The sequence below is a fragment of the Nocardioides sp. 31GB23 genome, assembly GCF_040012395.1.
GTDB lineage: Bacteria > Actinomycetota > Actinomycetes > Propionibacteriales > Nocardioidaceae > Nocardioides > Nocardioides salarius.
In genome coordinates this window covers 35,481-49,350 of record NZ_JBDYKJ010000033.1, presented here as the reverse complement: position 1 = coordinate 49,350, position 13,870 = coordinate 35,481, and the positions used below count along the sequence as shown (strand labels likewise).

General features: G+C 73.9%; 12 protein-coding genes. 7 read left to right on the top strand and 5 right to left on the bottom strand.

Going from position 1 to position 13,870, the window contains the following annotated elements; all coding sequences use genetic code 11:
* A partial coding sequence (locus ABKW28_RS12255; RefSeq protein ID WP_348609934.1) for a M14 family zinc carboxypeptidase occupies window positions 1-2,151 on the top strand: 2,151 nt, incomplete at its 5' end.
* Between the two features lie 48 nt (window positions 2,152-2,199).
* Here the strand turns inward: ABKW28_RS12255 and ABKW28_RS12250 are convergent.
* A complete protein-coding gene (locus ABKW28_RS12250) occupies window positions 2,200-2,847 on the bottom strand; it encodes a TrmH family RNA methyltransferase (RefSeq protein WP_193668427.1) in 648 nt (215 codons plus the stop codon).
* Window positions 2,848-2,935: 88 nt separating this feature from the next.
* Here ABKW28_RS12250 and ABKW28_RS12245 point away from each other — a divergent pair, with 88 nt between their 5' ends.
* Complete coding sequence (locus tag ABKW28_RS12245) at window positions 2,936-3,589, top strand: VTT domain-containing protein (RefSeq protein WP_307822982.1); 654 nt, start codon at window positions 2,936-2,938, stop codon at window positions 3,587-3,589.
* 83 nt (window positions 3,590-3,672) lie between these two features.
* Here ABKW28_RS12245 and ABKW28_RS12240 read toward each other — a convergent pair whose 3' ends face one another.
* Both ABKW28_RS12240 and pyrE read right to left on the bottom strand, forming a co-directional pair.
* Entirely contained in the window at window positions 3,673-4,635 is a 963-nt protein-coding gene (locus tag ABKW28_RS12240; RefSeq protein WP_348609931.1) for a DUF368 domain-containing protein, read from the bottom strand.
* Window positions 4,632-5,183 carry an orotate phosphoribosyltransferase gene (gene pyrE, locus ABKW28_RS12235; RefSeq protein WP_348609928.1) on the bottom strand — a complete coding sequence of 184 codons (552 nt, stop codon included), beginning with the start codon at window positions 5,181-5,183 and terminating at the stop codon, window positions 4,632-4,634. The genes ABKW28_RS12240 and pyrE overlap by 4 nt, the downstream gene beginning before the upstream one ends.
* Window positions 5,184-5,227: 44 nt before the next feature.
* On the opposite strand from pyrE, the gene ABKW28_RS12230 reads away from it, so the two are divergent.
* On the top strand, window positions 5,228-6,442 hold the full coding sequence (locus tag ABKW28_RS12230; RefSeq protein WP_348609925.1) for a pyridoxal phosphate-dependent aminotransferase: 1,215 nt from the start codon (window positions 5,228-5,230) through the stop codon (window positions 6,440-6,442).
* A 70-nt stretch (window positions 6,443-6,512) separates the two neighbouring features.
* Here the strand turns inward: ABKW28_RS12230 and ABKW28_RS12225 are convergent, their stop codons facing one another.
* On the bottom strand, window positions 6,513-7,634 hold the full coding sequence (locus ABKW28_RS12225; RefSeq protein ID WP_348609922.1) for a hypothetical protein: 1,122 nt from the start codon (window positions 7,632-7,634) through the stop codon (window positions 6,513-6,515).
* Window positions 7,635-7,702: 68 nt separating this feature from the next.
* On the opposite strand from ABKW28_RS12225, the gene ABKW28_RS12220 reads away from it, so the two are divergent.
* The gene (locus ABKW28_RS12220; RefSeq protein WP_348609919.1) at window positions 7,703-8,113 is read left to right on the top strand and encodes a hypothetical protein; all 411 of its coding nucleotides are present in this window, start codon (window positions 7,703-7,705) and stop codon (window positions 8,111-8,113) included.
* A gap of 37 nt (window positions 8,114-8,150) precedes the next feature.
* Here the strand turns inward: ABKW28_RS12220 and clpB are convergent, their stop codons facing one another.
* Window positions 8,151-10,745: an ATP-dependent chaperone ClpB gene (clpB, locus tag ABKW28_RS12215; protein ID WP_348609916.1), complete on the bottom strand. Its 2,595-nt coding sequence runs from the start codon at window positions 10,743-10,745 to the stop codon at window positions 8,151-8,153.
* 221 nt (window positions 10,746-10,966) lie between these two features.
* Between clpB and ABKW28_RS12210 the strand changes: the two genes are divergently transcribed.
* The 3 genes from ABKW28_RS12210 to ABKW28_RS12200 are packed head-to-tail and all read left to right on the top strand — an operon-like array spanning window position 10,967 to window position 13,832.
* Window positions 10,967-11,683: a hypothetical protein gene (locus ABKW28_RS12210; RefSeq protein ID WP_348609913.1), complete on the top strand. Its 717-nt coding sequence runs from the start codon at window positions 10,967-10,969 to the stop codon at window positions 11,681-11,683.
* 2 nt (window positions 11,684-11,685) lie between these two features.
* Complete coding sequence (locus tag ABKW28_RS12205; RefSeq protein ID WP_348609910.1) at window positions 11,686-12,312, top strand: hypothetical protein; 627 nt, start codon at window positions 11,686-11,688, stop codon at window positions 12,310-12,312.
* Window positions 12,309-13,832: a response regulator gene (locus tag ABKW28_RS12200; protein WP_348609907.1), complete on the top strand. Its 1,524-nt coding sequence runs from the start codon at window positions 12,309-12,311 to the stop codon at window positions 13,830-13,832. The genes ABKW28_RS12205 and ABKW28_RS12200 overlap by 4 nt, the downstream gene beginning before the upstream one ends.
* Window positions 13,833-13,870 lie beyond the last annotated feature (38 nt).

Sequence of the window (13,870 nt, the reverse complement as noted above, 5' to 3'; positions counted from 1 at the left end):
GTCCCCCACCCCCGCCGGGCGCGCCGCCGCGTCGCCGGCCTGGCCGCGCTCGCTGCGCTGGCGGTGACCGCCCCGCTGGCCGCCACCGTGAACGCCACCGGCGCCGCCGCGACCACGGCCGCACCCAGCGTCTTCGCGCCCCAGCTGGTCACCGTCGACACGCCCGGGCGCGCCGACCGCACCCGGCTGCAGAAGCTCGGCCTCGACCTGACCGAGCACGCCGGCCGCGACTACGTCGAGGTGCTGCTGCACACCGCCGCCGACCGGGCCGCGCTGCGCGCCGCCGGCTTCACCTACGACGTGCGCATCGAGAACCTCGTCGAGCGCGGCGTCGAGATCGCCGAGCTCAACGAGGCGTACGCCGCCTCGGTCGACGTCTCGCCGCTGCCCTCGGGCCGCGACACCTACCGCACCCTGGCCGACTACGTCGCCGACATGACCACGCTGGCCGCCGACTTCCCGGGCCACGTGCGGATGTTCGACCTGGCCGACCCGACGCTCGACGGCAACACCGTGCACGCGATCGAGATCGGCGCCGACGTGGACAAGAAGGCGTCGGGCAAGCCGACCTTCCTGCTGATGGGCCTGCACCACGCCCGGGAGTGGCCGTCGGGCGAGCTGGCGATGGAGTTCGCCACCGACCTGGCGCAGGGCTTCGGCAAGGACAAGAAGATCACCCGGATGCTGAAGAGGGCCCGGGTGCTGGTCGTGCCGGTCGTCAACCCCGACGGCTTCGACCTCTCGCGCACCGACGGTGAGTACGTCGACCTGCGGGCCCTCAACGACGCCGACCCGCTGGGCGGCACCGGCACCGTGCTGGCCACCCCCGGCCAGGCCTACAAGCGCAAGAACTGCCGGGTGGTCGACGGCCAGGACATCCCCGACGGCACCTGCCGGCTGACGCTGACCAGCCCGGGCGGCTTCGGCCTCGGCGTCGACCTCAACCGCAACTACGGCGGCTTCTGGGGCGGCCCCGGCGCGGCCGGCCCGGTCCCGGCGGCCGGCGAGGTCGAGGCGGGCGTCCTCGACCCGACGTACCGCGGCGCGTCGGCGTTCTCCGAGCCCGAGACCCAGAACATCCAGACCCTGGTGCGCGAGCGCCAGGTGACGATGATGATCTCGAACCACACCTTCTCCAACCTGATCCTGCGGCCCAACGGTGTCGCGCCGACGACCATCGGCCCCGACGGCAACCCGGTCGGCAACGCCCCCGACGAGAAGGGCCTCAAGGCGCTCGGGGCCCGGATGAGCGCCCAGAACGGCTACCTGAACCAGAACAGCTGGCAGCTCTACGACACCACCGGCACCACCGAGGACTGGTCCTACAACGCCACCGGCGGCTACGGCTACACCTTCGAGATCGGCGCGCACGAGTTCCACCCGCCGTTCCCCGAGGTCGTCGACGAGTACCTCGGCGCCGGCGAGCACGAGGGCCGCGGCAACCGCGCGGCGTACCTGCTCGCGCTGCAGCACGCCATCGACACCAGCAAGCACGGCGTCCTCAAGGGCAAGGCGCCCAAGGGCGCGACGCTGCGCCTGCGCAAGGACTTCGAGTCCCCGACGTGGGAGTCCTCCTTCGAGGACCACCTCGACTCGACCATCACCGTGGGCCGCAAGGGGCGCTTCTCCTGGGTGGTCAACCCCTCGACGCGTCCGCTGCTGCAGGCGCGCCCCATCGAGGAGCTGGCCGCCGAGCCGTTCGCCGGCGAGACCATCGAGGGTGGCACCACCGAGCCGCTCGTCGGCACCGTCGACCACGAGTACGTCGCGCGCAGGGCCTCCGACGTGCTGCGCATCGACCTCGACTGGCCCACCCCCGACGACTTCGACCTCGAGGTCTACCGCAAGGACGCCTCCGGCGAGCTGGTGGAGGTCGGCACGTCCGGCAACGCGCCCGGCGAGAAGGAGCAGGTCCAGGTGCCCGACGCCGCCGCCGGCACCTACGTGGTGCGGGTCGTCAACTACGCCTCGGTCAGCCCGTCGTACACCGTCGAGGTCGGGCAGTACGCGACCCGGTCGACCTTCACCGACGGCCGGCGCGAGAAGTACACGCTGACCTGCGAGGTGGGCGGCAAGGCGCTGGCCACCCGCAAGGTCTTCATCGACCGCGGCCAGGTCAAGCGCTTCGACCTCGAGCGCGCCTGCCGCTGACCACAGCAGAACCCCTGAGCCGGCTCCCGCGCACCAGCGGGGGCCGGCTCAGCCGCGCCAGGTGCGCTCGTCGCCCAGGTCGGCGTGGTCGCGCACCCACGAGTGCATCGCGATCGCCGCGGCGGCCGAGGCGTTGATCGAGCGCGTCGAGCCGAACTGGGCGATCGAGAAGGTGGCGTCGCAGGCCTCGCGGGCGCCCTCGGAGAGCCCCGGGCCCTCCTGGCCCAGCAGGAAGCAGACCCGCCGCGGCACCGGCCCGGCCTCCAGCGGCCGCGAGCCGGGCAGGTTGTCGATGCCGTGCAGCTCGACCGGCCCGCCCGGCAGCGCGTGGAGGTAGTCGCGCAGCGCCGGCACGTCCTCGTGGTGGCGCAGGTGCTGGTAGCGGTCGGTGACCATCGCACCGCGCCGGTTCCAGCGCCGGTTGCCCACGATGTGCACCTCGGCGGCCAGGAACGCGTTGGCGCTGCGCACCACGGTGCCGATGTTGAAGTCGTGCTGCCAGTTCTCGATCGCGACGTGGAAGTCGTGGCGCCGGGTGTCGAGGTCGGCGCGGATCGCCTCGAGGCTCCAGTAGCGGTAGCGGTCGACGACGTTGCGCCGGTCGCCGCCGGCGAGCAGCTCGGGGTCCCACTGCGGGCCCGTGGGCCAGGGGCCCTCCCACGGGCCGACGCCCACCTCGACCGGCCCGTGCGGCATCGGGTCGTAGGGCGCTCGGCGTACGTCGTCGGGGGGTGAGGAGGACACGCGCCGCAGGCTAGTCGGCACCGCCCGATAGGCTGACGTCGTGCTGGGTATCGAGCCGTTCCTGTTCGGCATCGACTGGCTCCAGCTGGAGTGGTGGCTCGGCCACTTCGGCGAGACCCTCTTCTGGATCGCGCTGGCCGTCATCTTCGTGGAGTGCGGGCTGCTGTTCCCGTTCCTGCCCGGCGACACGCTGCTCTTCAGCCTCGGTCTCTTCATCGCCACCGGCCAGATCGACCTGTTCCCCGGCGGGGTCGTCGCCGAGCTGGTGATCTCGATGGTGCTGCTGGTCACCGCCGCCTTCGGCGGCAACGTCGTCGGCTACGAGATCGGGCGGCGCATCGGGCCGCCCCTCTACGCCCGCGACGGGCGGATCATCAAGCGCAAGCACTTCGACCAGACCCACGAGTTCTTCGACCGGCACGGCTCGACCGCGCTGGTGCTGGGCCGGTTCGTGGCGTTCGTGCGCACCTTCATCACCGTCGTGGCCGGCGCGACCGGCATGCCGCGGCGCACCTTCTGGCTGTGGAGCTTCATCGGAGCCGTCCTGTGGGTGCTGGGGATCACCCTGCTCGGCTACTTCCTCGGCGGGATCGCCTGGCTCGGCGACAACCTCGACTTCGCCCTGCTGCTGATCCTCGCGGTCTTCGCCGTGCCGCTCGTCCTCGAGTGGCGCCGCGAGTCCCGCACTCCCTGACCCGGCCCAGACTTCGCGCTGACCCGGCCCAGATCTCACGCTGACCCGGCCCGGACTTCGCGTCGAGCCGGCCCGGACCGGCGTCAGGCAGGGGCGTCGCGGTTCGCGCGCGACTCGACGACCACGAGCACCAGCACCACCGCGGCGCCCAGCAGCGCCAGCAGCACCGGCCCGGCCACCGGCGCGTAGGGCGCCAGCAGTGCGCCCGGGCCGTGGGCCTCGCCGTCGGCGGACGTCTCGGGCACCGACTGCCAGGGCCACAGCGCTCGCAGCGAGCCCAGCATCAGTCCGACCATCACCAGCAGCGTAGTGCGCCGGCGGTGGTCGAGCAGGTGGTTGAGCAGCTGCACGAAGGAGGCCAGGCCCAGCGTCGCGCCCGCTGCGAAGACGGCCAGGTAGACCAGGTCGCGCCCGTCGATGGCCTCGAGCGTGGTCGTGTAGAGGCCCACGGTGAGCAGGAAGAACGACCCCGAGACGCCGGGCACGACGAGGGCGCAGATCGCGATCGCGGCCGCCCCGAAGACGACGACCAGGGACGGGTCGGCCTCGGCGCCACCGCCGGCCAGACCGACCGTCCAGAACGTGGCGACCGCCACCAGCGCGACCAGCACCACGTCGACCCAGGCCGGGCGGTGCCCCGCGGGCATCATCCGCAGCGGCACCAGGATCGAGACCGCGACCATGCCGAGGAACAGCCCCCGCGACAGCTCGGGGTGGTCGGTGACGAACGAGCCCATCAGGCCCGCGATCGTCACCAGCGCCGTGGCCATCCCCGCCAGCACGGGCAGGATCAGGAACCAGTCGGTGCGCTTGAGCTCGGCCCGGGCGGAGGCGAGCCGGTCGGGGCCGGTGACCAGGCGGCGTACGGCCGAGACGACGTGGTGGGCGGAGTCGATGAGCTGCTCGTAGACGCCGGTGACCAGCGCGACCGTGCCGCCGGAGACGCCCGGCACCAGCTCGGCGGAGCCGATCAGGAAGCCACGGACCAGGTCGAGCGGCAGCGCGTGGCGCGGGCGGTTGGTGGCGAGGGTGCGGGCCTCGGTCACGAGACGGCGTCCAGCTGGGCCTTGGTCAGCACCGGGCGCACCTCGAGCCCGACGTCGGCCAGCGGGTCCTGGCCCTCGGGGCTGCGGTCGATCGCGCAGACGACGACCTCGACGACCGCGCCCGCGGCGCGCAGCGCGTTGGTCGCGTCGCGCACGGCGCCACCGGTGGTGACGACGTCCTCGATGAGCGTCACGCGGCGACCCTCGACGCCGGGGCCCTCCGCGAGCTTGCAGGTGCCGTACTCCTTGGCCTTCTTGCGCACGAAGAGCGCCGGTCGCCCGGTCAGGCTCGAGACCATGGTGGCGATCGGCACGCCGCCGAGCTCGAGGCCGCCGAGCAGCCCGGTGCCGTCGGGGTCGTCGGGCAGCAGGCCCACCATCTGGCGCGCCACCCGCAGCAGCAGCGCCGGGTCGGACTCGAAGAGGTACTTGTCGAAGTACTCCGGGGCCACCTGGCCCGAGCGCAGGGTGAAGCTGCCGGTCAGGCGGCACAGCGCGTCGATGTCGGCGGCCAGGGCGGCGTCGGGGGCAGCAGTCGTCTCGCTCACGCGAGACATTCAACCCGACCCGGGCGCGTGGCTACGGTGGGGCCATGGCTGCACCCGGCACGTCCACCGCCTCCTCCACCGTCCCCCGGCCCCGCGGCGCCTCCCCCGCGCACCGCCTCGACGGCATCCCGCCGACGATCTTCACGCAGATGTCGGCGCTCGCGCTGCGCACCGGGGCGGTCAACCTGGGCCAGGGCTTCCCCGACGTCGACGGGCCGGCCAGCAGCCGGGCGCGGGTCGCGCAGGCCGTCGAGGAGGGTGCCAACCAGTACGCCCCCGGCACCGGCGTGCCGGCGCTGCGGCGGGCGGTCGCCGAGCACCAGCGCCGCCACTACGGCATCGACCTCGACCCCGACACCCAGGTCTGCGCCACCACGGGCGCCACCGAGGGCATCGCGGCCGCGCTGCTCGGCCTGGTCGACCCGGGCGACGAGGTGGTGGTGCTCGAGCCCTACTACGACTCCTACGTCGCGATGATCCAGATGGCCGGCGGCGTACGACGCCCGGTCACCCTGCGCGCGCCCGACTACCGCCTCGACGTGGCCGAGCTGCGCGCCGCGGTCACGCCGCGCACCCGGTTCGTGCTGCTGAACTCCCCGCACAACCCCACCGGCACCGTGCTCTCAGCCGCGGAGCTGCAGGCCGTGGCCGACGTGGCGGTCGAGCACGACCTGGTGGTGATCACCGACGAGGTCTACGAGCACCTGGTCTTCGACGACGCCGTGCACACCCCGATCAGCACGCTGCCGGGCATGGCCGAGCGCACCCTGAGCCTGTCGTCGGTGGGCAAGTCGTGGTCGTTCACCGGCTGGAAGGTCGGCTGGGCGACCGGGCCGTCGTACCTGGTCGAGGCGGTGCTGGGCGCCAAGCAGTGGCTGACCTTCACCTCCGGCTCGCCGCTGCAGCCGGCGGTCGCCCAGGCCCTGCGCGAGGAGGCCGACTTCCCGCTCGAGCTGGCCCGCGACCTGCAGTCGCGGCGCGACCTGCTCTGCGCGGGCCTCGGGGCGGCCGGGCTCCCGTCGCGGGTGCCGCAGGGCACCTACTTCGCCAGCGTCGACGTCGAGCACCTGGGCTGGGAGGACTCCACGGCCTTCTGCCTGGCCCTGCCCGAGCGCGCCGGCGTCGTCGCGATCCCGCTGCGCGGCTTCTACCCCGACTCCGACGCCGGGCGGCACCTGGTGCGCTTCGCCTTCTGCAAGACCGTGCCGGTGATCGAGGACGGCCTGGCCCGGCTGGCCGCCGCCGACCTCACCGCCTGACGCCGACCCGGGAGATCCGGGCCGGGTCGGCGCGAAGTTCAGGCCGGGTCAGCGCGAGATCTGGGCCGGGTCAGCGTCGCCAGGCGCGCACTCCGGGCAGCAGCAGCAGGACGAACGTGGCGGCGACGGGGACGAGCACCAGCACCATCGGCGGAGCCGCCAGCACCGCCGCCAGCAGCATGCCGGTCAGGGCGCCCGTCGAGACGGTCAGCGCGATGCGGGCCCAGCGCACGCCGCGGAAGGCGAGCACGGCCAGCACGCTGGCCACGATGCCCCCCAGGACCAGGACCGCGGTCGCCGCGTAGATGCCCTGGACGAGGCTCTCCCAGCCCAGGTCCTCGATCTGGGCGGCCAGCTCGGCACGCTGGTCACCAGCGGCCTCCAGGAGCTCGGCCTCGGTGACGACCGAGAAGACCAGCGAGGCCAGCAGCATCAGAGCGACGGCCAGGCCGCTGCCGACCCAGACCAGCGCGCAGGCCCAGGCCAGCGCGGCCGGGCGCCGCTGGGGGCGGGCGGCGTGCCCGCCGACCGGGGCCGTCTGGGGCCGCTCGGGCTGCGCCTGGCCGAAGCCGGCGTACGGCGCCGGGCCGGGCTGCTGCTGGGGGTACGCCGGCGGCGGCGGGCCGGCGTGACCGACCGGCTGGCGCTCCTGCTCGTGCCGGGGAGCGGGAGGCGTGGGAGGCGCCGTGGGCGGAGGGGTCTGCTTGCGCGGCGCCTCCTCGGCCTTGCGCAGGGTGCCGTCGGCGTTGAAGCGCTCGGGCAATGGCTCGCCGGCCAGCCAGGAGCGGGCCGGCTGCAGCCACAGCATCACCACGGCGGCCGCGACCAGCGCGCCCATGAAGCCGCCGATGAAGGCGGCGGAGAGGAAGAGCGGCACCGCCAGCACCGAGAGCCACAGCCGGGCCGACCGGGAGCGCTGCAGCACCTGCGTGCCCAGGATGGCGGTGGCGGTCGCGGCGGCCGCGGCGACCATCGCGACGATCCGCAGGATCTCGAGCACGGTGTCGACCGCGAGGCCCAGGCCCTCGGCGGGCGGCTCGGAGAGCAGGGTCTCGATGCGTTCGCGGGTCTCGAGCGAGCTGCCGGCGGAGACCTGGCCGAAGGCGGAGAAGACGACGAAGACCGAGCCGAGGATGATCAGCCAGGCAGCGACCGTCACCTGCCGCGGTCGGGCGGGGGCGGCATCTGACATGGCACCCATTCCACCAGACGGCAGGTGAGACGACCGCGCCGCCCGAGGCCGGCTCCTAGGCTGGCGTCATGTCCTCGATGCTGCGCACCGCCTCTCGACTCCTGCTCGGCTCGGCCATGGTGGGCGCCGGGGTGCTGCACCTGACCACCCAGCGCGCCGAGTTCCAGGCGCAGGTCCCCGACTGGTTCCCCCTCGACGACGACCTGGTCGTGGTCGGCTCGGGCGTCGTGGAGATCGGCCTGGGAGCGGCCTTCGTGGCCCTGCCGCGGCGGCGCCGGCTCGTCGGGGCGCTGCTCGCGGCGTTCTTCGTGGTGATCTTCCCCGGCAACGTGGCGCAGTACGTCGAGGGCACCGACGCGTTCGGCCTCGACACCGACCGCGCCCGCCTCGTCCGGCTGTTCTTCCAGCCGGTCCTGGTGGTCTGGGCGCTCTTCGGTGGCGGCTGGCTCGGCCGGCGCCGCGGGGGCGATGGGGCCTGAGCCCGGCCGCCCCCGCCGGCGGTCCCGCCGCGCGACGTCAGGCGCCCAGCACCAGCCCGTCCTCGCCGACGTCGACGTGCACGGCTCCCCCGTCGACGACCTCGCCGCCGATGAGCATCCGCGCGAGCCGGTCGCCGATGGCGGTCTGGATCAGCCGGCGCAGCGGCCGGGCGCCGTACGCCGGGTCGTAGCCGGTCTCGGCAAGCCAGCGGCGCGCGGCGTCGGTGACCTCGATCGAGATCCGCCGCACCGCCAGCCGCTTCTCCAGCAGCGCCAGCTGCAGGTCGACGATGTGGGTCAGCGCCTCCTGGCTCAGCGACTCGAAGGTGACGATCTCGTCGAGCCGGTTGAGGAACTCGGGCTTGAACGAGGCCCGCACCAGCGCCAGGACCTTCTCTCGGCTGGCCTCCGCGTCGAGCGCGGGGTCGACGAGGTACTGCGAGCCCAGGTTGGAGGTCAGGATCAGCAGCGTGTTGCGGAAGTCGACGGTGCGGCCCTGCCCGTCGGTGAGCCGGCCGTCGTCGAGCACCTGCAGCAGGATGTCGAAGACCTCCGGGTGCGCCTTCTCGACCTCGTCGAGCAGCACCACCGAGTAGGGCCGGCGGCGCACGGCCTCGGTCAGCTGGCCGCCCTCGTCGTAGCCGACGTAGCCGGGAGGGGCACCGACCAGCCGCGAGACCGAGTGCTTCTCGGAGTACTCGCTCATGTCGATGCGCACGATCGCGCGCTCGTCGTCGAAGAGGAAGTCGGCCAGCGACTTGGCCAGCTCGGTCTTGCCGGTGCCGGTGGGGCCGAGGAAGAGGAACGAGCCGGTGGGTCGGTTGGGGTCGGCGATGCCGGCGCGCGAGCGGCGTACGGCGTCGCTGACCGCGGTGACCGCCTGGCGCTGGCCGATGAGCCGCTCGCCGATGACCTGCTCCATCTCGAGCAGCTTGGCGCTCTCGCCCTGCAGCATCCGGCCGGTGGGGATGCCGGTCCAGGCCTCGACGACCTCGGCGATCTGCTCGGGGCCGACCTCCTCGCCGACCAGCGGCTCGGTGCCCTCGACCTGGCCGCTCTCGGCGGCGGCCGCGGCCTCGATCTGCTGCTCGAGCTGGGGGATGCGGCCGTAGAGGATCTCGCTGGCGCGGCCCAGGTCGCCCTCGCGCTGGAGCCGCTCGGCCTCGATGCGCAGCCCGTCGAGCTGGCGGCGCAGCTCGCCCTCGCCCTCGAGGGAGGCCTTCTCGGACTCCCAGCGGGCCTCGAGCCCGCGCAGCTCCTCCTCGGCGTCGGCGAGGTCGGCGCGCAGCGACCCGAGCCGCTCGACGGAGGCCTCGTCGCTCTCCTTGGCCAGCGCGAACTCCTCCATCTTGAGCCGGTCGACGTGGCGGCGCAGCTGGTCGATCTCCTCGGGCGAGGACTCGATCTCCATCCGCAGCCGCGAGGAGGCCTCGTCGATGAGGTCGATGGCCTTGTCGGGCAGCTGGCGCCCGCTGATGTAGCGGTCGGAGAGGGTGGCGGCGGCCACCAGCGCGGCGTCGGTGATGCGCACCCCGTGGTGCGCCTCGTACTTCTCCTGGATGCCGCGCAGGATCTGGATGGTGTCCTCGACGCTGGGCTCGCCGACGAAGACCTGCTGGAAGCGGCGCTCCAGCGCCGGGTCCTTCTCGATCCGCTCCCGGTACTCGTCGAGCGTGGTGGCGCCGATCATGTGCAGCTCGCCGCGCGCCAGCATCGGCTTGAGCATGTTGCCGGCGTCCATCGAGGAGTCGCCGCCGGCGCCCGCGCCGACCACGGTGTGCAGCTCGTCGATGAAGGTGATGACCTGCCCGCCGGCCTCCTTGACCTCCTCGAGGACGGCCTTGAGCCGCTCCTCGAACTCGCCGCGGTACTTCGCGCCGGCGACCATCGCGGCCAGGTCGAGGCTGAGCACCCGACGGCCCTTGAGCGAGTCGGGCACATCGCCGTCGACGACGCGCTGGGCCAGGCCCTCGACGACGGCGGTCTTGCCGACGCCGGGCTCGCCGATGAGCACGGGGTTGTTCTTGGTGCGCCGGCTCAGCACCTGCACGACGCGGCGGATCTCGGCGTCGCGGCCGATGACCGGGTCGAGGCGGCCCTCCCCGGCGGCGGCGGTGAGGTCGACGGAGTACTTCTCGAGCGACTCGTACGTCGACTCCGCGTCCTGGCTGGTGACGCGGCGGTTGCCGCGCACGGCGGTGAGCCCCTCGCGCAGGCCGGCCTCGGTGAGCCCGGCGTCGGCGAGCACCTTCTGGGCGCTCGACTCGGTGCCGGCCATCGCGATCAGCAGGTGCTCGGTGGCGACGTAGTCGTCCTTCATCGAGGCGGCCAGGTCGAGCGCGCCGGCCAGCACCCGGGTCAGCGCGGCGGAGGCGGCGGGCTGCTGGACCGTCGCGCCGCTGGCGCGCGGCAGCGCCTCGAGCGCCGAGCCGGCCCCGGCCACGAGCTGCTGCACGTCGACGCCGGCCTTGGTGACCAGGCTGCGGGTGGTGCCGTCGTCCTGGCCGAGCAGGGCGACGAGGAGGTGCACGGGCTCGGTGTGGCTGTGGCCCGAGGTGGTGGCCAGGCGCTGGGCGGTCTCGATGGCCTCGCGGCTGCGGGTGGTGAACTTCTCGGCACCGAACTGGCTCATGGGGTCTCCTCCAGGTGCGGGTCCCGGCGGGCGGGACGGATCTCGCCGACACGACGATTGTCGCTGTCACCGTGCTCAACGCGCCAGGAGTTGAGTCTGTTCCGCTCAACTTTGACGGTCGACAAATTTTCTGTGATTCCGCTCGCACCGCCGCACGCGCGCCCTAGCGTGGGGCTCGGAGCAGGGCCCACCTGGGGAGGACGGGCCCGGAGGGGAAGCCGGTGACGGCCTGGGTAGGCGCCACGAGTGCCAGCACAGCCGCCCACACCGTGCACTACGCACTGGTGGTCGGCGGGCTCGTCGCGCTCGCCTGGCTGCTGGGCGCGCGCCTGCTGCCGGCGGGGCACCGGCCCCCGGACGCCCACGACCTGCGCGTCGCCGCGCTGCGCCGCGCCGCCACCAGCGGCACGCTGGGCGTGCGCCCGGTGCCGGCGAGCACCTCCGTGCGTGCGCCCGCGCCCCCGGGGCCCGCCGACGCGCTGCTGCCGCTCGCCCTGATCGCCAGCGGTGCGGCGGCCGGGGTGCACGCCGCGATGGGCCCCGCCCACCTGCGCGCGCAGACCGTCTTCGGGCTCTTCTTCGCCGCGGCCGCCCTGGCCCAGCTCGCCTGGACCGCCGTGGCGCTGCGCGGCCGGCCCGGTCGCGGCCTGCTGCTGGCCGGCGTCGTGGGCAACGGCGCCTGCATCGCCCTGTGGGCGCTGAGCCGCACCTCCGGGCTGCCGCTGGGCCTGCTGCCCGCCCCCGAGGCCGTCGGCGCCTGGGACCTCGCCGCCCTGGCGTGGGAGCTCGTCGTCGTGGGCGCCTGCCTGGCGCTGCTGCGCGGGGCGCCGGCGGGACGACGTACGACCCCGGGCCGGTGGCACCCCGCCGCCACCGCGTTCCTCGGCGCCTCCGTCACGGCGCTGGGCCTGCTGTCGCTGAGCGGGACGGGGGGTTGAGCATGGAGCCGTGGATCGTCGGGATGGTCTGCAACGCGTTGATCGCGATCGCCTACCTGCTCATCAGCACCGCCATCGTGGTGCCGCTGGCGCGCTCCAACCAGCTGCGCAGCAACCCGCTCGGCGCCGCGACCGCCGCGATCTTCCTGACCTGCGCGGTCCACCACGGCGCGCACTCGGTGCACATGCTGCTGCCCGCCTTCGGCCTCGACGACACCCAGGGCCTGGCGATGCGCACCGCGTGGGGCTGGCCGCTGGCGCTGTGGGACGTCGTCGGCGCCGCCGTCGGCATCTACTACTGGACCCAGCGCCGCCAGTACTCGTCGCTGATGGAGGGCGCCCAGCTCTTCCAGGACCTGCGCCAGCGCGAGCAGCAGGCCCTCGAGCTCAACGACACGGTGCTGCAGGGCCTCGTGGTGGCCAAGATGGCCCTCGACCTCGACGACACCGCGCGCGCCCAGGCAGCCCTGACCGCCTCCATCGACTCCGCCAGCCGGATCATCACCGACCTGCTCGGCAGCGCGAGCGCGAGCCAGTCGCTCGAGCTGGTGCGCAGCGCCGCCGCCGACATCGTCCGCGAGCCGCCCCCGGACGGCCCCGCGGGCCCACCAGAGAGGCCCGTCCCGTGAGCGCAGCAGCCCGAGCCCGACCGCTGCGGGTCGTGGTCATCGACGACACCGCCGACCTGCGCGACCTGCTGCGCCTGGCCCTGGGCCGAGGCGGGTACGACGTGGTGGGCGAGGCAGGCGACGGCCGCCGGGGCATCGAGGTGGTGCGCGAGCTGCGGCCCGACCTGGTGCTGCTCGACCTGTCGATGCCGGTGATGGACGGGCTGGAGGCGCTGCCCTCGATCCGGCGCGCCGTGCCGCGCGCCAAGGTCGTGGTGCTCTCCGGCTTCGGCGCCACCCAGATGTCGGAGCGCGCGCTGGCCGCCGGCGCCGACGGCTACGTGCAGAAGGGCGCCTCGCTCGACTCCCTGCTCACCTACGTCGCCGAGGTGACCGCCGGCCCGCCCGCCGCGCGGGCCCCGCGACCCCTGTCGGTGGTCACCACCCCCGAGCCGACGGCCGACGACACGGCACCGGTCCCCGAGGCCGACTCGGGGGCGACGCCGGCGCCGACCTCGGCGGGCCAGGTCTCGTGGTGGCAGGCGCTGAGCCTGGCCCCGATGGGCATCCTCGAGCTCGCCGACGAGCCGGTGTTCCGCATCGTCTTCGCCAACACCACCGCGCAGCGCCTGCTGGGGCCCACCGCCGCCCCGGGCACCCCGCTGGGCTTCGTCTCCGGCCCGCTGGCCACGCTGGTGGCCTACCACCGCCTCGACGCCGACGCCTCCTTCGAGGTCGAGCTCGACGGCGGCTCGGTGCGCGCGACGATGAGGCGTACCGGCTGGTCGGTGCTGGTCTTCCTCGACTCCACGGCCGACGACGTGGGGCTGCTGCGCCGCGCCATCGCCACCACCGCCCACGAGATCCGCGGCCCGGTCGCGGTCATCTGCGGCATCGCCGAGGCCAGCGACTGGGGCGAGAGCGACCTCGAGCCCGAGGTGCGGGGCAGGCTGATGGGCTCGGTGGCCCGGCAGGCGCGGATGCTCGACTCGATCACCGCCGACCTGCTCACCGCGGCCCAGATCCAGCACGGCACGCTGCGCCTCGACCTGCGCCCGGTGCGTCCGCGACAGGTCATCGAGTCGCTGGTCCACGACCGCTACCGCGGAGACCCCGACCTGGTCGTCGAGGTGCGCATCGACGACGACCGCGAGGTCCACGCCGACGCCCTGCGGCTGGAGCAGATGGTCGGCAACCTGCTCGGCAACGCGCTGAAGTACGCCCGCGCGCCGTTCCTGGTGCACGTGCGCGGCGAGGGCGAGCGGGTCTGCATCGACGTCGTCGACCACGGCCCGGGGGTGCCCGAGGACTTCCGCGACGCCCTGTTCCGCGAGTTCACCCGCGCCAGCGGCACCGTGGCCACCGGCACCGGCCTGGGTCTCTACGTCGTGCGCACCCTCGCCGAGGCCCAGCACGCGAGCATCGCCTACGCGCCGGGACGCTACGGCGGCTCGGTGTTCACCATCTCCCTGGCCGCGGCCCAGGAGCCGCTGCTCGCCGAGTCGCCCGTGGAGGGAGTGGGCGGCACGGTCGAGCAGTAGCCGGTCGCACCGGCGGAGCGGCCCCCGGCCCGGCACCG